Origin of the sequence: Nonlabens ulvanivorans, assembly GCF_000732625.1 — a bacterium.
GTDB lineage: Bacteria > Bacteroidota > Bacteroidia > Flavobacteriales > Flavobacteriaceae > Nonlabens > Nonlabens ulvanivorans.
This window is the reverse complement of record NZ_JPJI01000026.1, coordinates 421,296-442,631: the sequence shown is the minus strand read 5'-3', so window position 1 is coordinate 442,631 and position 21,336 is coordinate 421,296. Positions and strand designations below refer to the sequence as shown.

22 protein-coding genes are annotated in these 21,336 nt (G+C 34.6%); 18 read left to right on the top strand and 4 right to left on the bottom strand.

What is annotated here, in order from left to right; genetic code table 11:
• Nucleotides 1-28 precede the first annotated feature (28 nt).
• Genes IL45_RS05855 through IL45_RS05805 form a run of 11 tightly spaced genes read left to right on the top strand, consistent with a single transcriptional unit; the run spans nt 29 to nt 12,658 of the window.
• Nucleotides 29-1,447 (top strand): glycosyltransferase family protein, encoded by a 1,419-nt coding sequence (locus tag IL45_RS05855; RefSeq protein WP_235183323.1) that lies wholly within the window; start codon nt 29-31, stop codon nt 1,445-1,447.
• On the top strand, nt 1,447-2,589 hold the full coding sequence (locus tag IL45_RS05850) for a glycosyltransferase family 4 protein (protein WP_036581439.1): 1,143 nt from the start codon (nt 1,447-1,449) through the stop codon (nt 2,587-2,589). Before IL45_RS05855 ends, IL45_RS05850 begins: the two co-directional genes overlap by 1 nt.
• Nucleotides 2,586-4,076: a glycosyltransferase family 2 protein gene (locus tag IL45_RS05845; protein WP_036581436.1), complete on the top strand. Its 1,491-nt coding sequence runs from the start codon at nt 2,586-2,588 to the stop codon at nt 4,074-4,076. Before IL45_RS05850 ends, IL45_RS05845 begins: the two co-directional genes overlap by 4 nt.
• Nucleotides 4,073-5,104, top strand: coding sequence for an exostosin domain-containing protein (locus IL45_RS14730; RefSeq protein WP_051788665.1), 1,032 nt, complete (start codon nt 4,073-4,075; stop codon nt 5,102-5,104). The genes IL45_RS05845 and IL45_RS14730 overlap by 4 nt, the downstream gene beginning before the upstream one ends.
• Nucleotide 5,105: 1 nt before the next feature.
• Complete coding sequence (locus IL45_RS05835) at nt 5,106-6,098, top strand: glycosyltransferase family 2 protein (RefSeq protein WP_081866544.1); 993 nt, start codon at nt 5,106-5,108, stop codon at nt 6,096-6,098.
• On the top strand, nt 6,098-6,646 hold the full coding sequence (locus tag IL45_RS05830) for a serine O-acetyltransferase (RefSeq protein ID WP_036581431.1): 549 nt from the start codon (nt 6,098-6,100) through the stop codon (nt 6,644-6,646). Before IL45_RS05835 ends, IL45_RS05830 begins: the two co-directional genes overlap by 1 nt.
• Nucleotides 6,643-7,788: a glycosyltransferase gene (locus IL45_RS05825; protein WP_036581429.1), complete on the top strand. Its 1,146-nt coding sequence runs from the start codon at nt 6,643-6,645 to the stop codon at nt 7,786-7,788. Before IL45_RS05830 ends, IL45_RS05825 begins: the two co-directional genes overlap by 4 nt.
• The gene (locus tag IL45_RS05820) at nt 7,785-8,852 is read left to right on the top strand and encodes a glycosyltransferase (RefSeq protein ID WP_036581427.1); all 1,068 of its coding nucleotides are present in this window, start codon (nt 7,785-7,787) and stop codon (nt 8,850-8,852) included. The genes IL45_RS05825 and IL45_RS05820 overlap by 4 nt, the downstream gene beginning before the upstream one ends.
• Nucleotides 8,852-10,225 carry an O-antigen ligase family protein gene (locus tag IL45_RS05815; RefSeq protein WP_036581426.1) on the top strand — a complete coding sequence of 458 codons (1,374 nt, stop codon included), beginning with the start codon at nt 8,852-8,854 and terminating at the stop codon, nt 10,223-10,225. Before IL45_RS05820 ends, IL45_RS05815 begins: the two co-directional genes overlap by 1 nt.
• Nucleotides 10,225-11,238 (top strand): glycosyltransferase family 4 protein, encoded by a 1,014-nt coding sequence (locus IL45_RS05810; protein WP_036581425.1) that lies wholly within the window; start codon nt 10,225-10,227, stop codon nt 11,236-11,238. The genes IL45_RS05815 and IL45_RS05810 overlap by 1 nt, the downstream gene beginning before the upstream one ends.
• Nucleotides 11,239-11,266: 28 nt before the next feature.
• Nucleotides 11,267-12,658, top strand: coding sequence for a sugar transferase (locus tag IL45_RS05805; protein WP_036581424.1), 1,392 nt, complete (start codon nt 11,267-11,269; stop codon nt 12,656-12,658).
• A 60-nt stretch (nt 12,659-12,718) separates the two neighbouring features.
• Here the strand turns inward: IL45_RS05805 and lnt are convergent, their stop codons facing one another.
• Entirely contained in the window at nt 12,719-14,326 is a 1,608-nt protein-coding gene (gene lnt / locus IL45_RS05800) for an apolipoprotein N-acyltransferase (RefSeq protein WP_036581423.1), read from the bottom strand.
• A 29-nt stretch (nt 14,327-14,355) separates the two neighbouring features.
• Nucleotides 14,356-15,438, bottom strand: a complete 1,083-nt coding sequence (locus tag IL45_RS05795; protein WP_036581420.1) for a putative type IX sorting system protein PorV2 — start codon at nt 15,436-15,438, stop codon at nt 14,356-14,358.
• Between the two features lie 109 nt (nt 15,439-15,547).
• Here IL45_RS05795 and IL45_RS05790 point away from each other — a divergent pair, with 109 nt between their 5' ends.
• Nucleotides 15,548-16,303, top strand: a complete 756-nt coding sequence (locus IL45_RS05790; protein WP_036581417.1) for a CDP-alcohol phosphatidyltransferase family protein — start codon at nt 15,548-15,550, stop codon at nt 16,301-16,303.
• Nucleotides 16,304-16,312: 9 nt separating this feature from the next.
• Here IL45_RS05790 and lptB read toward each other — a convergent pair whose 3' ends face one another.
• The gene (gene lptB, locus IL45_RS05785; RefSeq protein ID WP_036581414.1) at nt 16,313-17,059 is read right to left on the bottom strand and encodes an LPS export ABC transporter ATP-binding protein; all 747 of its coding nucleotides are present in this window, start codon (nt 17,057-17,059) and stop codon (nt 16,313-16,315) included.
• A 155-nt stretch (nt 17,060-17,214) separates the two neighbouring features.
• Here lptB and IL45_RS05780 point away from each other — a divergent pair, with 155 nt between their 5' ends.
• The 6 genes from IL45_RS05780 (at nt 17,215) to IL45_RS05755 (ending at nt 20,660) form a co-directional block, all read left to right on the top strand.
• Complete coding sequence (locus tag IL45_RS05780) at nt 17,215-17,445, top strand: hypothetical protein (protein WP_036581412.1); 231 nt, start codon at nt 17,215-17,217, stop codon at nt 17,443-17,445.
• On the top strand, nt 17,445-18,035 hold the full coding sequence (locus IL45_RS05775; RefSeq protein WP_200875685.1) for a phosphatase PAP2 family protein: 591 nt from the start codon (nt 17,445-17,447) through the stop codon (nt 18,033-18,035). Before IL45_RS05780 ends, IL45_RS05775 begins: the two co-directional genes overlap by 1 nt.
• A 1-nt stretch (nt 18,036) precedes the next feature.
• Nucleotides 18,037-18,486 (top strand): OsmC family protein, encoded by a 450-nt coding sequence (locus IL45_RS05770; RefSeq protein ID WP_036581407.1) that lies wholly within the window; start codon nt 18,037-18,039, stop codon nt 18,484-18,486.
• A gap of 99 nt (nt 18,487-18,585) precedes the next feature.
• On the top strand, nt 18,586-19,266 hold the full coding sequence (locus IL45_RS05765; RefSeq protein WP_235183322.1) for a YHYH protein: 681 nt from the start codon (nt 18,586-18,588) through the stop codon (nt 19,264-19,266).
• 229 nt (nt 19,267-19,495) lie between these two features.
• Complete coding sequence (locus IL45_RS05760) at nt 19,496-20,014, top strand: toxin-antitoxin system YwqK family antitoxin (protein WP_036581404.1); 519 nt, start codon at nt 19,496-19,498, stop codon at nt 20,012-20,014.
• Complete coding sequence (locus tag IL45_RS05755; RefSeq protein WP_235183321.1) at nt 19,923-20,660, top strand: SCO family protein; 738 nt, start codon at nt 19,923-19,925, stop codon at nt 20,658-20,660. Before IL45_RS05760 ends, IL45_RS05755 begins: the two co-directional genes overlap by 92 nt.
• 28 nt (nt 20,661-20,688) lie before the next feature.
• On the opposite strand, the gene IL45_RS05750 is transcribed toward IL45_RS05755, so the two are convergent.
• On the bottom strand, nt 20,689-21,312 hold the full coding sequence (locus tag IL45_RS05750) for a MarC family protein (protein WP_036581402.1): 624 nt from the start codon (nt 21,310-21,312) through the stop codon (nt 20,689-20,691).
• Nucleotides 21,313-21,336 lie beyond the last annotated feature (24 nt).

Sequence of the window (21,336 nt, the reverse complement as noted above, 5' to 3'; positions counted from 1 at the left end):
ATTCGAACTTGAAAAATACAACCGCACTGTGTCAATTTATAATTCTAAAAAGCCAAAAGTATTCATTCTTTTTCCAGATGGGGTAGGACTACGCAATTTTGCGTTTACTCTATTCAAAGAAATCGGTGAGCAACAAGGCTTTGATATTACATACTGGAATAATACTGTTTTTTCTCTTGAAAAAGAGTTGGGCTATCCAGAAATAAAGATAGAAAGTACTAGAATACATCCTAAAACACCGGTAATCAATCATGCTCGTAAAAGAGTGGAGTTATCGCTTTCGCGAAAGCGGACTAAGGATAAGGTATATCCTACCTACAGATTTCCACTACGATGGAATAGTATTAAGAATATAGCTAAAAGTTCTTTTGTAAAGTTTCATGAAACCTTTAGCGCTACACCTAAAGGCTGGAAATGCTTAATGGATGACATGAATGCTGCCGAACGTTCTACACAACGGTATCAAGAAGTTAAGGCACAACTGGAAGAACACCGACCAAATCTGGTTTTTTGCACCACTCAACGAGCAACACAAGCTATAGCACCTATACTTGCTGCAAAAGATCTTGGGATTAAAACTGCGTGCTGGATTTACAGTTGGGATAATCTTCCTAAAGGAATGACAACCATTGAAACTGATTATTATTTTGTTTGGTCAGATTTGATGAAATCGCAACTGCTAGAATATTACCCTAAAACCAGAGAAAAACAAATATTTGTTACAGGAACACCTCAATTTGAGCCTCATTATGATGCTTCTATATTGCTTTCGCGAAAGCGTTTTTGTGAAGGTCATGGTTTAAATGAAGACACTAAATACATCTGTTTTTCAGGAGATGATCAGACGACATCTCCGCTAGACCAATATTATTTAGAAGATACAGCTATCGCCATACGTAAGCTGCGTGAAGAAGGTAGAGATGTGGCGATTATTTATCGTAAAGTACCTATAGACTTTTCTGGTCGTTATGATAAGGTACTTGAAGAATATAAAGATGTCATTACACCTATAGATCCTTTATGGAAACCTATGGGAAGCCAGTGGAATCAAATAATGCCTACCAAAGAGGATTTTACATTATTAGTGAATACTTGTCACCACAGTGAACTTGTGGTTAACATTTGCTCTAGTATGGTGTTTGATTTTGTGGCGCACGGTAAGCCCACTATTTATCCTAACTATGAGCAACCGCAACTCAAAAAAGGAATACGTGATATAGGACAAAATTATAAGTATGTCCACTTCCGTTCTATGCCAGATTATGATACATCGGTCATTTGGGCGATGAATAAATCAGAAATATATGATGGAATTAAAGGATTGCTGGATGGTGATTTAGATCCAGTACCTATTACTAAAAAGTGGTATGGAATAGTTAATAAACCTGAATCTCCAGAAAAAGCGAGTGAACGTATATGGGATGGGATTAAAAGAATTATAAAATAATGCACATCGCCTACCTCACACCAGAATATCCTCATGAAAAAACCGGTCACTCTGGTGGCATGGGAACGAGTATCAAAAATTTGGTGTCTCGATTAGTTGTGAAAGGCCACCAAATAACTATAGTGGTTTATGGTCAGAAAACGCAAGAGAAATTTGATGAAAATGGTATTCATTTTCATCTTATAAAACAAAAAAAATATAAAATAGGTGGCTTTTACTTTTATCGTAAGAACATTGAAAATTACATAAATAAACACTTAAAAAACGTTGATCTTCTAGAGGCACCAGACTGGACAGGTATTACGGCTTTTATGAAATTAAAGATGCCGTTAATTATACGTTTTCATGGAAGTGATACATATTTTTGTCATGTAGAAAACAGGCCTCAAAAGAAAAAAAATAAATACTTTGAAAGTAATGCCGTTTCCAAAGCGCAAGCCTACATAGCACCTACACAATTTGCTGGATCTACTTCTATGCGATTATTTAATCTACCTATGGATTTATTAAAGGTAATTCCATACGGACTAGATTTAAGTCAGTTTATAAATGAAGATATTTCAAATTATAATCCCTTTACTATTCTTAACGTTGGAACTTTGATACGCAAAAAAGGAGTTTTTCAGCTTGTTCAGGTATTTGAAAAAGTCCTAGAAAAATACCCGCAATCCCAACTTACATTTATTGGTGGAGATAGTAATGATGTTCAAACAGGTGCGCACTCTACATGGGAATTAATACAGAATATAACACCACCGCTTGTTCTTGAGAATATCAATTATTTAGGAAAAGTACCTTACTCTCAAGTTCAAGAACATATTAGAAAAGCACATGTCTGTGTATATCCCTCACTCGCCGAAACTCTAGGAATGGTTACTATAGAGTCCATGGCTATGGGAAAGGCGGTTGTCAATACAAATATAGGATGGGCTCAAGATCTGATTGAAGATAGAGTAGATGGTTATATGCACCATCCGGATGATATAGACAATTATGTTACTTCTATTAATAAACTTTTTTCCGATGAAAAGGAAGTGAATCGCATAGGTCAAAATGCTATAAATAGCGTAGCTTCTAAGTTTGATATTAATCATTTAGTTGAGGAAAATGTGAAGTTTTATCAATATGTTTTAGGATTATGATCATCCTTAAATCACATATACATCCAGATTTTGATAAGGCTTATTTAAATAATAATGAACTAAAATTAGACGCTGGAACAACCTTCGACCATTTAAAGGAATTGGCTCGCAAGTTTCCTCAACAATGGATAGGATGGACTTCTATAGAAAGACCAGTTTCAGATTGGAATGACTTACTTAATAAAGCAACTGTCCCTTATATGGTGCTAAGTAAAGGTTCAGCTCCTGGCTTTTTAAGGGATTCTATAGATTATGTAGATGATACACCTTTTATTAACTTTAAAGAAGATCAATGGTATCCTACTTGGATGATGAGTGATAACATTGGTTTAATTCATTCAAGCGTTCTTCAACAAGAAATAGAATTTAAATCTACTGGTAATTGGATTTATGATTTAAATCTATTTACCAGAATCTATCAGTCTCAAGGTCTTTTTTGTTATTCTCAACTTTCTAGAGAACGTATTCAAATTTCAAGTTCAGAGGTGTTCTCTTTCATTTCTCAAACTAAAAAGAAAACATGGATCTTTTTTCTATTGTTATGCCAGATATATTATGAAAAAAAGTTTCCTATTCTTGCTTTCGCGAAAGCGTTATTTAAAAGACAACTGAATTATACACTAAGATTAGAACCCATACAGTATTCAGTGCCAGAGAGTGATATGGAGAAACGTTATGATGTCATAATTCCAACAATGGGAAGAGCTTCTTATCTTAAAGATGTACTGCTCGATCTTGACCAACAAACTATAAAGCCTCAACAAGTAATAATAATTGAACAAAATGGCGATCATAGTTCTAGCTCTGATTTGGGTTTTTTAAATAATGAGAATTGGTCTTTTAAAATCATCCATAAATTTATACATCAAACGGGCGCTTGTAATGCTCGTAATATTGCGATAGCGCATACAAGATCACCATGGGTATTACTATTTGATGATGATAATAGATTTGATAAAAATTTAATCGAACGTATTTTTAATAGTTTATCTATTACTAAGACAGCTGTGTTAAATATGGCGTATCTTCAAAAAGGAGAAATTGAGTCTCAAAAAACTTTCAAACAGTGGCCGTTTTTTGGTTCAGGTTGTTCTATAGTTCATAGAGATGTATTAGAACAATGTAATTTTGATATGGCACTAGAGCATGGCTATGGAGAAGATGTCGATTTTGGAATGCAAATACGTAATGCAGGTTACGATGTAACTTACGCACCACAGATTCAAATTTTACACTTAAAAGCACCGATAGGTGGATTTAGAAAATCACATGTGTTTCCATGGGATAACGAAGATGTAAAGCCGAAGCCTTCACCTCAAATTATGTATTATCGCAAAAAAAATTATACGCATAAACAATTGTCAGGATATAAAATGGTGCAGCTATTTAAAACATTTGGTGTTTTTGGGACTAAACTACCTTGGAAACACTACAAGAAGTACCTGCAAGCTTGGAATCAAAGCGAAAAATGGGCCAGTAGATTATGATAAAACTCTACACATTTCAAGAATTACTCATTCCTGAGAATAGAAAGCAGGTGCATCCATTACTCTTTGATTTACATTATTATGAAAATGCTCATGAGTCAATTGGAAAACATTATGAACTGGTAGAACAACCAGAACTCGCTGATGCTTTTATAGTTCCAATAAATTATTATTCCATTGCTCAAAAAGGATATGAGTTACAGTTTAACGCAATTCATGACCTAGCAAAAGTTCAGAAGAAAAAATTACTCGTTTACACCGGTGGTGATTATGGAACTACTTTTAACGATGAGGTAATCATTACCTGGCGCAATGCAGGGTTTAAATCTACTAATGATTCACAAACGATTGTGATTCCAGCCTTTATGAATGATCCGTTAGAACGTGATGATTTAAAATTGATGATTCACGATTATAAGGAGCAACCGCAAGTATCTTTTACAGGTTTTGCAAATCCTAGTATTCTAGAATCATTAAGAGTTTATTTATCAACAATGAATGGGAATTTAAAAAGACTGTTGAAAAAAGATAAAAGTGATGAACAATCCATTTATAATGCGGCTGGTAAAAGGTATGCTTACCTTAAACAACTGGAGTCTCATCTAGCAATTCATACCGATTTTATTTATCGAGATAAGTATCGTGCAGGTGCTATTACTAATGAACAACGTGAAAAATCTACAATTGAATTCTTCCAAAACTTAAATAATTCTCCTTATACATTTTGCTTGCGTGGTGCTGGTAATTTTTCAGTGCGATTTTATGAATCATTAGCTTGTGGTCGTATTCCAGTTTTAGTGGATACAGATGTGCAATTACCATTAGAAGATCAAATAGATTGGGATCGACATATCTGTCGTGTGTTGCCCAATGAAAATCTTGCCGAAAAACTAATTGCCTTTCACAAAACTCAAACACCTGCAAGTTTTCGGGACTTACAAAAATCAAATCGCGCGCTATATGAAAATTACTTAGTTAGACATGCGTTTTTTTGTAAGTTGCATGATTCATTAAAAGCACTTTTATAAATTGAATCTTTCTCTCATCATATGCACTTACATGCGTCCAGAACCGCTAACTAGACTTATGGAATCGGTTATGGTACAAACTCAAGTACCTGAAGAGATTTTAATTATCGATGGTTCTACAGATGATGAGACTGAAACTCGCTTTCGCGAAAGCGGAAACAAGATTATAAAATATTACAAAGTGCCTCCAGATCATCGTGGTCTTACCAAACAACGTAATTATGGTATTGAACGAGTGCAAGGTGATATGGATATTGTCGCTTTCTTAGATGATGACACGATTTTAAGTTCAGATTATTTTGAGAATTTAGTATCTACTTATGCTCAATATCCAAAAGCAGTAGGAGTAGGTGGTTATATCACAAACGAAGTTTCTTGGGAAGAATCATCAAAAGAAAATCTAGCAGATTTAAACTACTATTATTACGATGGTTATAGGAGAGTTGAGAGTAGTCGTTACAAACTAAGAAGAAAATTAGGACTGGCTCAAACGACACAACCTGCTGTTTATCCAGAGTTTGGTCATGGTAGATCTATAAGTTTTTTGCCACCTTCTGGTAAGATTTATAAAGTAGAACAGTTAATGGGTGGTGTTTCTAGTTTTCCTCTTGCTGTTTTAAAAGAACATAAGTTTTCTGAATATTTTGAAGGTTATGGTCTCTACGAGGATGCAGATTTTACATTGCGATTATCTCATATAGGAGATTTGTATGTAAATACAGCAGCACTATTAGAACATCATCACGACGCAGCAGGAAGACCTAATAAGTATAGATACGGTAAAATGGTAGTGCGCAATGGCTGGTATGTGTGGCGTGTTAAGCATCCCAACCCGTCATTTAAAAACAAAGTGAAATGGTATCAAATCACCATTTTGCTTACTGCTATAAGATTTCTCAATATCTTTACTACTAGTGAACGTAAAGAAGCTTTTACAGAAGCGATGGGTAGAACCGTTGGGATCCTAAGTTTGATTTTCAATAAACCTAATTAATGAAGTTTTCAAAAGACATTAAACGATATACAGATTACAGTGGTAAGTCTGCATTAATCATGTTGTTGACTCAGCAAGGATTATGGGCATTACTACAGTATCGTTTCTTCAACTGGATTTATACTTCTAAATGGCCTAAAGTAATAAAATGGCCTTTATTAGGTATAGGAGTCCTTAAATTGAAAGGTATTGAAGTGTTGACAGGGATAACCATTCCATATAGCGCAACCATTGGAGAAGGTTTTTACATAGGTCATCATTCAGGGATTATTATTAATGCTAATGCTGTAATCGGTGTCAATTGTAATGTCTCTCAAGGAGTAACGATAGGAGTGAGCGGTCGTGGAGAAAATCGAGGTGTGCCAGTCATAGGCGATCACGTATATATAGGAGCCAATGCTACTATTGCCGGCAATATCATTGTAGGCAATAAAGCGGTTATAGGTGCTAACAGTTTAGTTATTAAAGATGTGGAAGAAGGCACAACCGTTTTAGGTGTTCCAGCCATAAAAGTTAGTGATAACGACTCAGCCGACTATATTTTATGAAACTGCTCATTATATCAGACGCTCCTATTTTGCGTCTCTCAGATAAAAAAGAAGCATATGCGCCATACGTGCGTGAGATGGATTTATGGATGCAGCATGTTAGCGATATTTCATTTGTATGTCCTACGCGATATCAACGCAAACTATTAACACAGCCTTTTCAAGAACAAGATTTTAAAATAACTTCCCTCAGGCGATTAGAGTTTCATAACATTATTTCGGCATTAATTTCAATAATCACAATTCCTTATCAGACTATTATTTTATGGAATGCCATGCGCAAAGCAGATCATATCCATGTAAGATGTCCAGGGAATTTGGCTTTACTTGCCAGCGTTGTTCAAATTACGCTTCCGCGAAAGCGTAAAACTATAAAGTACGCAGGTAATTTTAGTCCTAATGCATCTCAACCTCTTTCTTACAGATGGCAGAAGCGAATATTGTCAAATACTAGTCTGTCTAAAAATATCGATGTATTAGTTTATGGAAAATGGAGTGGTCAGTCTAGAAATATCAAATCGTTTTTTACTGCAACCTATTCAGAAAAGGATAAGAAACACTTTAAAAAAGAGTTTAAAGAACCACTACAATTTATTTTTGTAGGGACACTTTCTCCTAATAAGAATCCGCAATTATTAGTGGAACTTATTAAGCTATTGAATCATAAAGGAATAGTATCTCAAGCTCATTTTTATGGAGATGGTATTTTAATGGATAAGCTTAAAAATGAAAGTTCATTAATTGAAGTAAATAGTTTATGCGGCTCAGAAAAAGCTTTTTATTTTTATGGTAATCAACCTAAGGAAATAGTTCAAAATGGTTACAAAAAAGCGCACTTTTCATTTCTTGCCTCACAAAGTGAAGGCTGGCCCAAGGCTGTTGCAGAATCTATGTGGTATGGTTGCATTCCTATTGCGACAGCAGTAAGTTGTGTCCCATGGATGTTAGGTGTAAGTGATAATAAAAGTTTAGGTTCTAGAGGTGTTATTTTTACAGATATAGACAATACCATTGCAACTATAAAACAATTTTTAAATCAACAAGAAGACATCAATTTATTATCTCAAAACGCACAAGAGTGGTCACAGGATTATACGTTAGAGAAGTTTGAAGATGAAATAGTTAAATTGCTTCATTCATGAGAATCATTCAAATCATAGATAGTCTCGATGCTGGTGGAGCTGAGCGTATGGCGGTGCAAATTGCAAACGAATTGCAAATCGCAGGACATGAATCGCACATATGTGTTACAAGAAGAGAAGGATTACTTAAAAAAACAATTAATGATGAGGTAGGTTATCTATTTATAGAAAAAAAAGGTAAGCTAGGTATTAAGGCGATGACCAAGTTGAAAACCTATATTGTTAAAAATAACATTGATACAGTTCATGGGCATAGCACATCATTTTTTACAGCAACAATTATAAAATGGTGGATACCTTCTGTTAAGTTGATATGGCATGACCATTATGGTAATGCTGAAGATCTAGATAATCGTAAAGTTGGTTTCTTAAGGAAATCCTCACGTTTTTTTGATGGGATTATAAGTGTGAATCAAATTTTGAAAGATTGGTCTATCCGTAATTTGAAACCTTCAAAAGTTATTTATTTAAGAAATTTTGTTTCTAATTCCCTAGAACAGCAACTATTAAAACCGTTACCTGGTTCATCAGGTAAACGAATAGTACATTTGGCAAATCTGAGGCCTCAAAAAGATCATACAACTTTGATTAAAGCATTTCAAGAAGTAACTAAAAATACTACCGGATGGAATCTATTACTAGTCGGAATGGATTTTCAAGATGACTATGCTCGAAACATTAAATTTACAATAGAGGACTTAAAATTAGATGAACACATACACTTGTTAGGTTCTCGAGAAGATACGATTGCAATTCTAAAAGCATGTGATTTAGGAGTGTTGTCCTCAAAGTCTGAAGGTTTGCCAGTGGCAATACTAGAATATGGACTTGCAGGTTTACCTGTTGTGACAACAGATGTAGGAGCTTGTAAAGAAGTGGTGTTGGGTTATGGTAAGGTAGTACCGTTTCAAGATATCAATTCGTTATCTCAAGCCATTCAAGAATTTATAGCTAATCCTGAAGAAGCAAAATCAATGGCTCACTCATACCAACAACATGTAATGACTACCTTTGGAGCTGCTTCTTACATTGAGAAGTTAGAGACTTTTTATAGTTCCTTATAATGATTCAATTTGAGAAATTACCATATCCGTTATTGATTGCTGGTCATATCATTTTGACCATATTCATGATTGCAGCACCATTTTTGATTCCTTTGTTTTTCTATGCTTCCATTATTTATTTTGGACTTAGGGTTTTGTTACAAAAAGATTCAGGTCAAGAAGCACTTTTAGCCTGTGCTTATTTAGTGACTTTAGAGGTTTTCTTAAGGATGAATCAAGCCTTAATCTTTTATGAATTTATGAAATACCTAGTCATCGTTTTTATGATTATGGGGATTATCATGAGAGGTTTTTCATTAAAGTCCATTCCCTATGTTTTTTATCTTTTGTTATTAATACCTAGTATTATTGTTGCTGCTGGAAATATTCCTTTAGGAGAGAGCTTGCGTAAAGCTGTAGCATTTAATTTAAGTGGTCCAGTAACTTTAGGAATAACTGCCATTTACTGTTATCAAAGGACAATTACAAATACGAGATTAGATCAAATATTAAAACTTTGCGTGGGACCTGTAGTTATGATAACCACGTATTTATTCTTAGTAACGCCAGATATTAGAGATGTGGTAACTAATACGGCTTCAAACTTTGCGACATCTGGAGGATATGGTCCTAATCAAGTAGCTACAGTTTTAGGGATAGGTATGTTTATCACCTTTGTTCGTTTCTTACGTATTAAGAATTTAATGATTAATATTTTAGATATTGTTCTCTTTCTAGCCATGACCTATCGGGCTTGGGTGACTTTTTCCAGAGGTGGCGTTTACACCTCATTCTTAATGATTATAGCGGTGATTGGAACTTTGTTTCTTTTAAAAAGAAGCGAATTCAGAGCTTCTTTTATTCCAAAGCTTGCGGTTATTGGATTAGGTTTAATAATGGCTTGGGGTTTTACCTCACTAGTAACAAATGGTCTGATAGATAAGCGCTATGCAAATGAAGATGCTGCTGGTCGTGCTAAAGATGATTTGTCAACTGGACGTACTGAACTTATATCAATTGAATTAGAAGCTTTTTTTGAAAACCCTATTGCAGGTATAGGTGCTGGACAGGTAAAGTATTATAGAGCAAAAAAAGATGGAATTATAGCTGCATCACATAATGAGACCAGTAGATTACTTTCAGAACATGGAGCTATTGGGATTTTCTCTTTGTTAGTTTTAATATTTACTCCTTTGTTTTTTAGACTTTTTCATCGAGGTAATATTTACTTCTATGCTTTTTTAATTTTTTGGATAGCAACTATAAATCATAGTGCCATGCGTATTGCAGCACCAGCATTTTTCTATGGAATGGCTTTATTATATGTTAGACCTGTGAAAATTAAAAAGAAAATATCAACTGTAAATAGTACAGATAATGCCCTTCTCGCCTAATGAAAAACATTCTGTATATAGGGAATAAGTTAGCTGGTAAAGGACGCACTGCCACAACGATCGATATACTTGGACCTTTGCTTCAAAAAGAAGGTTTTAAATTGAGATACGCATCTTCCGTAAAAAATACCAATGCTAGATTATTACATATGATGCGTCTAACTTTTTTAAGTAGAAACTGGGCACATTATGTCTTAATTGACACTTATAGTACTCGTAATTTTTGGTATGCTATAACAATCGGTCGGTTATGTAAATCTTTAAAAATCAAATATATTCCTATACTTCATGGTGGTAACTTACCAGACCGATTAAGTAAAAATCCTAAAGCTATTCAAGCTTTTATTAATAATGCTCATACTGTTGTGAGTCCTAGTGATTATTTGATAGACGCTTTCGCGAAAGCGGATTTTAAACAACTAGTTAAAATACCTAATCATATCGATTTAAATAAATATTCATTTAAGTTGAGATCTGAGATACAACCTAGATTATTATGGGTTAGATCTTTTGCTGATATTTATAATCCTGAAATGGCTTTAGAAGTTCTCGATTTGATATCTGAAAATTATCCCAATGCCAAATTATGTATGGTCGGACCGGATAAGGATGGATCGATGAAGAAATGTATTTCAATAGCAGCTCAAAAGAATTTATCTGTAGAGTTTACAGGTTTGCTCGATAAGGAAGATTGGATATCATTGAGTAAAAACTATGATCTATTCATAAACACCTCTAATTTTGATAATCTACCAGTAAGTGTCATTGAAGCCATGGCATTAGGATTGCCAGTGATATCTACAAATGTAGGCGGTATTCCATTCTTAATAAAACATGGTGAAAATGGATTTCTAACGCCACCTTTTAAGGCTGTTGAAATGGCTAACCATATTAATGAGTTATTAGAGAATAATCAGTTAGTAACAGGTATAGCTCAAAATGCCAGGACAACTGCCGAAAATTTCAACTGGGATAAAGTTAAAGGATTATGGCTTCAATTATTTGAAGGGTAATCTTATCTTTAGAGCCCCAATTTGAACGATGTCCCAACCAGGTTCTATACATTTTGAAATCTCTGAACGCAAGGTTTTATTGCGTATCATAGATGTAGCCGTCGTTTTAGGCGCGCTTCATCTAGTAGGTACTGTGTTTAATTTTGATTATTTTAAAATTAATGAAGAACATTGGTCTTGGATTATATTGTTAGGTGCATATTTATTGTTTTTTGCGACTGTATTTGAATTGTATCATTTACAACGTGCAAGTCGAATTACTTCTACATTGAGAGGTGTGGTTTTTACCAGTTCTATTACTTCGTTAATTTACCTGTTGACACCTTTCTTAACACCATCTTTACCAGAGAATAGATTACAGATTTTATATTTTTATCTAGCCATTACTTTATCACTTTTAATTTGGCGAGCCTTTTATATTAAGTTATTTTCTAGTTCTAGATTTTATAAGAACATACTAATTATTGCTGATGCCACAGACGCTGCTCAAGTAGCAGAAACATTACAGGAAGCTGATCCTAATTATAAAATTGCAGGTTATATTAATACAGATCGGCAACTTGAAATAGGTCATGATGATCGTATAAGTATATTAACAATACCAGAAGCAAAAAACAGATTAGAAGGTCAAGAGGTGAGTGAGATTGTTATAGCTTCTTCAAATGTTGAAGGGATCACGCCAGAGCTGTATGAGTGGCTTATCGAGTTAGTAGAAAACGGTTTTTCTGTAAGAGAATATACTCAGATTTATGAGGAGATTACAGATCGAGTGCCTGTTCAATATGTAGGTAAAGATTTTTATAAATACTTCCCATTTGCACGTAGCAATCAGAATAAACTCTATATGGTATATCATAGATTGTTTGACATCGTTTGCTCCATATTAGGTTTGATTTTTGGACTAGTGTTGTTGCCTTTAATTTTTATCGGTAATATAATGGGTAATAGAGGTCCGTTGTTTTATAAACAAGAGCGTGTTGGTAAAAATCGTAAGTCTTTTCAGATTTATAAGTTTAGAACAATGGTCAAAAATGCTGAGGTTGATGGAGCTCAATTTGCCACTAAAAATGATAGCAGAATTACTGCTTTTGGAAAGTTTTTAAGAAAGTCTCGTCTTGATGAGTTTCCCCAGTTTTATAATATTTTAAAAGGTGAAATGAGTATTATTGGACCTAGACCAGAAAGGCCTGTATTTGTAAAACAACTTTCTGAAAAGATTCCTTTCTATGAAACCAGACATGTCGTAAAACCTGGATTAACTGGTTGGGCACAAGTCAAAACTAAATATGGAGAGTCAGAGCTAGACAGCCTAAGAAAGTTACAATATGATCTTTATTATATTAAGCATCGCAGTTTATTCCTAGACTTAAGAATCATCGTTAAAACTTTAACTACCATCATCTTTTTTAAAGGACAATAGGTAACAATAAAACTTTCATCTTACTCAATAGACATTGAAGTCATTTTAGAATTATTCTATTTAGGCACGTTTTTTACGGCGTCTAGTAAAGCCAAATAATAGAGTAAATACACCCATAAATATCGCAATACGAGCTATGTAATCACCATGTTGTACATAAAAAGTAATGTCATCACGTTTTCTTATCGTACCGTTTATGGTGCCTTGTTTACCGTATCCCAATGATTGTATGATTTTTCCACGGTGATCGATGATAGCACTTACGCCCGTATTAGCGCTTCTTGTAATCCATCTTCTAGATTCTATAGCACGCAGCCTAGCTAAACTTAAATGTTGTTGATGTCCTTGAGTATTTCCCCACCACGCATCGTTAGTGATAATAGCAAGAAATTGCGCTCCATTATTTATATATCCAGTGACGTATTCTCCATATACAGATTCGTAACAAATTATGGATGCTACTTTAGTTTCATTTAATGAAGTAAAGACGCTACGTTCTTCTTGTGTGGTTTTAGTAGCTACAGTTCCGCCTAAATCTATCATGGCATCGCCTAGTATTGGTTTAAGAATACTTTTATATGGAAAGTTCTCAATACCTACAACCAACTTAGATTTATGATATAACTCAACAGGTCCCAGCTGGTTAAAAAACATCGCGCTGTTGTAATCGTTATAATAGGTCACTCCATCGCTAGCCAGATTTGTTTGATTGGTAGCTTGATCAGGATTTTTAAATACATCAACTAATGATATACCACCTAAGTAACTCAGGTTGGGATAGGAGGCAAAATTACCTCTCAGACTTTGTAGTGTAGGATGATAATTAACTTGACTTATCCTTATGTTATCAGCGATTACAGTTTCTGGAGCAATTACAAACTCAGTGTTTAGTGTTATTTCAGGTAAAGCAAGGTTTGTGATGAGTTGAGTGACCTTATCATTTGTAAAGGTGTATTTCTCTTCATAAGGATCTATATTAGGTTGCACAATTACTACATCAGTGCCGCTATCTTTATTTACTTCAAAATAACTGAATAAAATAATTTGAGATATTCCTATGGGAATTAAAATCACCAACGCTGGTAATACTGATTTTTTAAGAGCTTGAATCACAGTAAAGCCATAATTCTTCAATTTGAAAATGGTATAAAATAGGATTACATTTAATAACCAGATCCACAAGGTACCACCAAAAGTGCCGGTATATTCATACCATTGAATCCAGCTTACATATTCACTGAAACCATTACCCAAATTGAGCCATGGCCATGAAAAGTCCCATTGCAAGTGCATGTACTCAAAGCTAATCCATAAACAGCTTAAGAAGGTAAACGCAGCACCTTGTGATACTTTTTTAGCAAATTTATGATAACATAAAAATACTAGAGCCATCAATAAACTGTTTACTAAAACAGCAAACCACATTCCAAATCCTGTTGCAAGATAGAGCCACCAAGTGGTTGAAATGTTCCAAATAAAAAAACTGAGATACGAAAGTCCTAAAACACGCCATCCTTTGAATCTTAATTCAGATTTTCTGATATGAAGTTCTGCAAATAGTAAAGGGACAAAGGCACCAAATAATAGTAAAGGAAAACCATAAGTAGGCCATCCTAACCATAATAATATACCTGATAAAAGAGCGAGAAGAATACTAGAGTACTTCATAAATAAACTAAGATGCTAAGGTATCAAACTTATCTAGAAAATGTAGAAAGATCTACCTTAAGCGAGAAAATATTTGAATAAAGCGCCTCGCTAGAATCGCCTATATCTGTCAGTGCATAATCTACCGCAATACCTTTGTACTTAAAGCCTATTCCTATATTAGGTTGAAAGTTCACATTATCACTTCCATCGAGTTGTTGCACGTTTTGAAAATTACCGACTCCAGCTCTCACAAAAACTAAATCTGTAAATCCATACTGTAAGCCTAATGCTGGTGTAGCACTTACGGCACTACTGGATATAATATCATTAGTTTGTATAAAGCGCATATTTAAATCAACTTCGGCAGTTAGAATATGGTCGTAGTGAAATGTGAAAGTACGAGCAACACCTATCTGTAATTTAGGTAATGTTATTTCTGTTGTTTCTGGTAAATCTTGATTTTGATTTTCCACGGCTCCTTGTACTTCGGCATATTTTTCTTCATCGATGGTCCAGGTATTATAGGTTGTTGTAATGTCTCTAGCCATAAAACCTAGTTCCCAGTCACCACGTTTAAACTGTGCGCCTACATCAAAGCCAAAACCCCATGCATTTGCAAATTCTCCTATAACTCGTCGTATGACTTTCACATTACCTCCATAACTAAAACCATCTAATTGTGATTCTCTTGCATAAGAAAATGTGAACGCCCAATCTGCAGTTGAGAATGTAGAAATACGGTCATAATTAATATTTCCTTGTTGATCAATTAATTGAGTTGTATTTAATATGTCATCTACAGAAAATCGTATGACAGAAAACCCAAAGGAACTAAAGTCGTCTATAGGCATGGCAAATGCACCATAATTGTACTGTGCAATATTTGCAAAATAGTTAGCATGCATTACACTAATCTCTTGTTCTTGAACACGCATTAATCCTGCTGGATTCCAGTAACCAGCATTGACATCATTTGTGCTAGCAACCACGGCGTTACTCATACCTAGTGCTGCTGCATCGACTCCTATGTTTAAGAATTCGTTAGAGTATGCTCTAGAGGTTTGTGAATACGCTTTCGCGAAAGCGAGAACGCAACACAATACAATAATAAAATTAGCTTTTCTGGTCATATATAATCTAGCTGCAAATATCTAGGTTTCTCACTAAATAACTAGCAAAACCCTAGGATATTGCATATCAAGTTGAAACAAGTATCGTAGAAAACTGCATATTTGTAGAATGAAGAAATGGATTCCCAATTTAATAACGATGTTAAACCTGTTGTCTGGTTGCATCGCTGCGGTATATGCTTTCAAAGATGAGTTGATACTTGCTGGTATTTTTGTGGCGCTAGGTATATTTTTTGATTTCTTTGACGGCCTGGCAGCTAGATTATTAAAGGTTTCTAGTGAGTTAGGTACGCAGTTAGATTCACTTGCAGATATGGTGACTAGTGGTGTTGTGCCTGGTATTGTCATGTGTCAATTACTTGCAGATGCTACAGGTCACTCTTCTACATTATTTGCTGTGAATGGCGATCTAGGATGGAGTAGTGCAACCAGTTTATTTAAGGAAATTACTTTTTTAGGATTTTTAATTACTGCGGCCAGTGGTTATCGACTGGCTAAATTTAACATAGATACCAGACAGACAGATTCTTTTATAGGTGTACCTACACCAGCAAATGCTATTTTAATCATCTCACTAGGGATTATTGCTCAAATGACAACTAGCGATTTTATTTTTGGATTATTAAGTAATCCATATGTTTTAATACTAATCACGATTATAAGCTGTTACTTACTTAATGCAGAATTACCGTTGTTTGCGTTAAAATTTAAAACCTTCGGCTGGAAAAGCAACGAGATAAGATGGATTTTTATAGCGATATGCATTGCAATGATTGTAATACTTAAAATCTATGCGGTTCCTTGTATTATCGTTCTTTACGTGTTGATGAGCGTTTTTAATAATTTAAGCGCTGTAAAATCGTAAGGTTAATCTTTAATCAGCAAACAACTTCTTCTTGCGCAGCTCAAAATTCTGACCTAGGTATACTCGACGCACTACTTCATCTTCAGCAAGTTCTTCTGGACTACCATGTTTAAGAATATTACCTTCAAACATCAGGTAGGTACGGTCCGTAATAGCCAGCGTTTCTTGAACGTTATGATCAGTGATAAGAATACCTATGTTCTTTTTAGTTAGTTGAGCGACAATACGTTGTATGTCTTCTACAGCTACTGGATCTACTCCTGCAAATGGTTCATCTAGCAGTATAAATGTTGGGTTAGTCGCAAGTGCGCGAGCAATCTCTGTACGGCGTCTTTCTCCACCACTTAATAAGTCACCGTTACGGTTGCGTCTATCTTCTAGACTAAATTCTTCTAATAGCATCTCGCAACGTTCTCGTTGTTCTTTTTTAGTCAGGTCAGTTAATTGCAGTACGCCCAGTATATTCTCTTCTACTGTTAATTTTCTAAATATAGAAGCTTCTTGTGCCAGATAGCCTATACCATTTTGTGCACGTTTGTACATCGGGTATTGAGTAATCTTTTTATCATCTAGCCACACATCACCACCAGTAGGTTTAACCAGTCCTACAGTCATATAGAAAGATGTTGTTTTACCAGCACCGTTAGGTCCCAGTAGACCTACGATTTCGCCTTGGTTCACTTCAAAAGAAACACCTTTAACTACTGGTCTGCCTTTATAGGACTTCTGTAAATTATCTGCTCTTAGTTGTTGCATAAAACAAAGATACTTTTTATAATTCTGAATTTAGAATTTCTTAGATTGCACTATTATTAAAAACTAAGTTAAGGTAACCTAGAGTTTTAGTAAAACTGCTGCGACAGCAACATTTTACAATTCTCAACGATAACATATAATTCATAACTAGTAACATGGCTTTCCCTAGATTTCTTATGGGCGATAACGCTCACCATCCCGAAGATATTTTTGTAGTACACCTCGATTATCCTCGATTTGTGATAAATTTAAAAGATGATACTCTAGAATTTCTAGAAGATATTGAAAAGAAAGATGAAGAAGAACTTGAGGAAGAAACCAAGAACCTAATCGAAGAAGCTAGTCGATTCTACGACGAGCAGTGTGCTATCTATGATAAAGAATAATGGAAGATATTAAACAGCTAGACTGGGATTTAATGCTTTTGTTGAATGATTGGGGAAACGATACCGTTGATTTAATTTTCAATATCATTACTTATAAATTTTATGCAATCCCACTTTATCTGTACTTGTTTTATGTGCTTTTTAAAAAGTTAAATAAAAAAGAATTGATTATAGCGTTAATCACTATTGTATTATTAGTTGCGATAAGTGATCAAGTTGCGATGCTATTTAAGAATACATGGGTACTGCGATTAAGACCGTTTAGAGAACCAGCTTTAGAAGGGTTGATCTCTAAAGTAGGTAAAAGTGGTGGTACTTATGGTTTTTATAGTGGACATGCTAGTAATGCCATGGCACTTGCTGTATTTATGTGGCATATGCTCAAGCAGTCTCATAAAACTACTGGAATATTGCTTTTTATATGGGCTGTGTTAGTGGCTTATAGTCGCGTTTATTTAGGAGTACATTATCCAGGTGATGTGTTGATGGGGATGTTTATGGGAACTGTAATAGGTTGGTTATGTTATCGATTATTCGCTTTCGCGAAAGCGAAATATGCACCAGCTTCTTCATCATCCACGGCACTTTAGAATGAAAAAAGAATTCTTTTTCGAGGTACAAACTCAGTGGAAAAAAGGACAATTTAAAAACCATAAAACTCATACCTCTATTATAGAAGGGAAAAAAGATATCATCGTATCTGCAGCCCGAGAATTTAAAGGAGATAAGAATAAACACAACCCAGAAGACCTTTTGTTAAGCGCATTATCTTCTTGCCATATGATGTCTTATTTCTACGTGTGCCAGCAGCATGGTATAGATGTCTTAGAATATACAGATAAGGTTTCAGGTACTTTATTATTAAACGAAGACGCTAGTGGTGCTTTTCAAAAAGTTATTCTTAATCCCGAAGTCTTAATTCTGGATGCTCAACAAATAGATATAGCTACAAAATTACATGAAGAGGCACACCAACTTTGTTTCATAGCAAATTCTGTCAATTTTGCGATTGATATAAAGCCTATAGTTAAAGGTCGTTAACATTTTTTTAAGTGTTGATTAAACTTTTAGATTTTTTAATAGTCTAAGTTTTATATCAATGAACAGCGCTTAAATCTAAGTCGCACAACCCTTGAATTTATGAATCAATCAAAAAATAAATCCTTCCTTATGTATATAGGGATTTCGATAATGGCTATCGCAGGAGTTTACTCTTGTACTTCAAGCGATGACGATAATGGAAGTACAACTGATGATGGAAGTGGAAATGGTGCAACAGAATTACATGCCGCTTTTGCTGAATTTGACTCAGATAATGTCACGATTATGATGAGTGGTACTTCATCTGTAAATATTGAGACTAATGGTTTGCCTAATCACACTTCACCTTACTGGTCCAGCACAAATGTACGTACCATAACTGGTCCTAATGGTAATGCGGTTGTGACAGGTCCTGCCGCTACTGACCATCCTTTATATGTGGATCCTATTATTACTAGTGGAGATCAAATGGCACCTGGTAACATAGACGACTTTAACGGTTCCTTTTCTTTAACAGTTCCATCAAGTCCAACGCTGGCTAGTAGTTCCTCAACGACTGGTTTAGGAGCCATAGGTATTGCTGTTAGTGGTTCAGTAATTTATAATGATGAAGAAGGACCTAATGTACCACTAGATAGCGCGGTAGGCTCGTTAGATTATACCGCAGCGCATACAGGACCACAAAGTTACCACTACCACTTAGAACCTAAAGCTTTTTCTGATGATGATGATGCACTAGTTGGTATCATAAGCGATGGTTTCTTTATTTATGGTAGATAATGTACATCTACAGGAACATATCCTACTGATCTAGATGCTTCTGGTGGGCATACCTCTACTACACAACATACAACAACTGCAGAGTATCATTACCATATTCAGAATACAGTATACTTAAATCAATACTATATCATATTCCCTGGCGATTATCAAGGCACACCTAATAACATACAGTAGTATATTGGTCTTATTGCTTTTATCAAGCTGTAAAACAGACTCAAATCATGTTGTGAAAACAACTGAAAAGTTAGAGATTGATAAAGCAATTTTAGAATTAAGACCTAATGAAGGGCTCATGTATTATAACAACGAGCCCTTTACAGGTTTCTCTGTAATTAGTTACTCTAATGGATTAACTGCAGAAAAGATTGAGTATCTCAATGGATTACGCCATGGATTATATGAGAAGTGGTTTAGGGATGGAACTTTGAGTTTTCAATCTCGATATGAGAATGGACTACAGCATGGTAAAACAATATCCTGGTGGAATAATGCTCATAAACGTTCTCAAAGTAATTTTGAGAATGGTGTAGCTCAAGGTGCCCAGTTTCAATGGTATACTAACGGTTCTATTTTTAAAGAAATACATCTAGTCGATGGACGTGAGCAAGGCATGCAAAAATCTTACCGTCAGAATGGTAAACTTTATAATAATTATGAAGCAAAAAATGGTAGAATCTTTGGACTCAAAAAAGCAACACTTTGTTTCTCTCTCGAGAATCAAGAAGTCGTTACTGATACTTTGTAATGTTGCTTTAATAGTTAGTTGTGGCTCTAAAGAACAGAAAAATAAACCCATTGAAGAAGAGGTAGTAAGTAGAGTAGAGGCGTTGCCTTATTACCAAGAGGCCACTTTTACACCATACTGGCTTTCAAAAGATAGTGACTCGCTTATAGATTTTCATAGAATTCCTGATTTTACTTTTATCAATCAAAATGGTGATACCATCACTCAAGATTTCTATAAAGACAAAATTTATATTACAGATTTCTTTTTTACCGTTTGTCCTGGAATTTGTCCTGCGATGACTAAAAATATGAATCGCCTTCAAAACGAATTTTTAGAAGACGAAGAAGTGTTATTACTTTCTCATTCTGTCACGCCAGATTATGATACGCCTGCTGTTTTATTGGAATATGCACAACGTAAAGATGTGAATGTTGAAAAGTGGAATCTCGTTACTGGTGATAAGGATTTAATTTATGATCTAGGTAGAAATCATTATTTTGTAGAAGAAGACCTAGGTACCACTAAAGATATCAATGATTTTTTACACACTGAAAACTTTATTTTAGTAGATAAAAACAAACATATTCGTGGTATTTATAACGGTCTCAATAAAGCATCAATAACTCAACTTATTGCAGATGTAAAGACCTTACAAGCAGAGTAAGTATAATAATTAATTCACCGATACTATATTAGTTCAACACGTCAAATGATAATTTCAAACCTGAAATAATCATACTAGTACCTATTATCGCAATAATTAATCCCATCAATTTTCCGATTACAGAAATGACATTATCACCTATTTTCTTAGCGATGACATCACTTAGTGAAAATGCGATGTAATTCAATAAACACATCAAAGCAAAAACAAGAAGAACTACAGCAATATCAGCATACGATGAGGTGTTTGCCACAAAGTTAGTTGCGGTTACTATAGTACCAGGACCTGCAAGTATAGGAATAGCAAGTGGTGATATAGCGATATTCTCATCATAATTTACCGTTTTCAGTCTTTTGATGTTTGACTTCTTAGACTGCAGCATTTCAAAACCTACAAAGAATATTAAAATTCCGCCTGTAATTTTAAAAGCTGGAATAGTAATTCCAAATAGCTCAAAAATGTAATTTCCTAAAAGCACAAAGGTGCTAACAATGATAAAGGCTACAATTATCGCTTTGAGATTAATTCTTTGCTTCGTTTCTTTATCTGCTCCTTCAGTAATCGTTAAAAAGATAGGCATATTAGAAATAGGATTCATAATAGCAAAAAAACCTGTAAAAACAGTAAACGCAAAGGTTAGTAAGTCTTCCATTAATTTGTTTTAATATCTCTGTGT

Excerpts from the sequence above, each read along its gene's own strand:
- IL45_RS05850 (WP_036581439.1), top strand. The coding sequence starts at position 1,447 with ATGCACATCGCCTACCTCACACCAGAATATCCTCATGAAAAAACCGGT.
- IL45_RS05845 (WP_036581436.1), top strand. The coding sequence starts at position 2,586 with ATGATCATCCTTAAATCACATATACATCCAGATTTTGATAAGGCTTAT.
- IL45_RS14730 (WP_051788665.1), top strand. The coding sequence starts at position 4,073 with ATGATAAAACTCTACACATTTCAAGAATTACTCATTCCTGAGAATAGA.
- IL45_RS05830 (WP_036581431.1), top strand. The coding sequence starts at position 6,098 with ATGAAGTTTTCAAAAGACATTAAACGATATACAGATTACAGTGGTAAG.
- IL45_RS05825 (WP_036581429.1), top strand. The coding sequence starts at position 6,643 with ATGAAACTGCTCATTATATCAGACGCTCCTATTTTGCGTCTCTCAGAT.
- IL45_RS05820 (WP_036581427.1), top strand. The coding sequence starts at position 7,785 with ATGAGAATCATTCAAATCATAGATAGTCTCGATGCTGGTGGAGCTGAG.
- IL45_RS05815 (WP_036581426.1), top strand. The coding sequence starts at position 8,852 with ATGATTCAATTTGAGAAATTACCATATCCGTTATTGATTGCTGGTCAT.
- IL45_RS05810 (WP_036581425.1), top strand. The coding sequence starts at position 10,225 with ATGAAAAACATTCTGTATATAGGGAATAAGTTAGCTGGTAAAGGACGC.
- IL45_RS05805 (WP_036581424.1), top strand. The coding sequence starts at position 11,267 with ATGTCCCAACCAGGTTCTATACATTTTGAAATCTCTGAACGCAAGGTT.
- lnt (WP_036581423.1), bottom strand. The coding sequence starts at position 14,326 with ATGAAGTACTCTAGTATTCTTCTCGCTCTTTTATCAGGTATATTATTA.
- IL45_RS05795 (WP_036581420.1), bottom strand. The coding sequence starts at position 15,438 with ATGACCAGAAAAGCTAATTTTATTATTGTATTGTGTTGCGTTCTCGCT.
- IL45_RS05790 (WP_036581417.1), top strand. The coding sequence starts at position 15,548 with ATGAAGAAATGGATTCCCAATTTAATAACGATGTTAAACCTGTTGTCT.
- lptB (WP_036581414.1), bottom strand. The coding sequence starts at position 17,059 with ATGCAACAACTAAGAGCAGATAATTTACAGAAGTCCTATAAAGGCAGA.
- IL45_RS05780 (WP_036581412.1), top strand. The coding sequence starts at position 17,215 with ATGGCTTTCCCTAGATTTCTTATGGGCGATAACGCTCACCATCCCGAA.
- IL45_RS05775 (WP_200875685.1), top strand. The coding sequence starts at position 17,445 with ATGGAAGATATTAAACAGCTAGACTGGGATTTAATGCTTTTGTTGAAT.
- IL45_RS05770 (WP_036581407.1), top strand. The coding sequence starts at position 18,037 with ATGAAAAAAGAATTCTTTTTCGAGGTACAAACTCAGTGGAAAAAAGGA.
- IL45_RS05765 (WP_235183322.1), top strand. The coding sequence starts at position 18,586 with ATGAATCAATCAAAAAATAAATCCTTCCTTATGTATATAGGGATTTCG.
- IL45_RS05755 (WP_235183321.1), top strand. The coding sequence starts at position 19,923 with ATGAAGCAAAAAATGGTAGAATCTTTGGACTCAAAAAAGCAACACTTT.
- IL45_RS05750 (WP_036581402.1), bottom strand. The coding sequence starts at position 21,312 with ATGGAAGACTTACTAACCTTTGCGTTTACTGTTTTTACAGGTTTTTTT.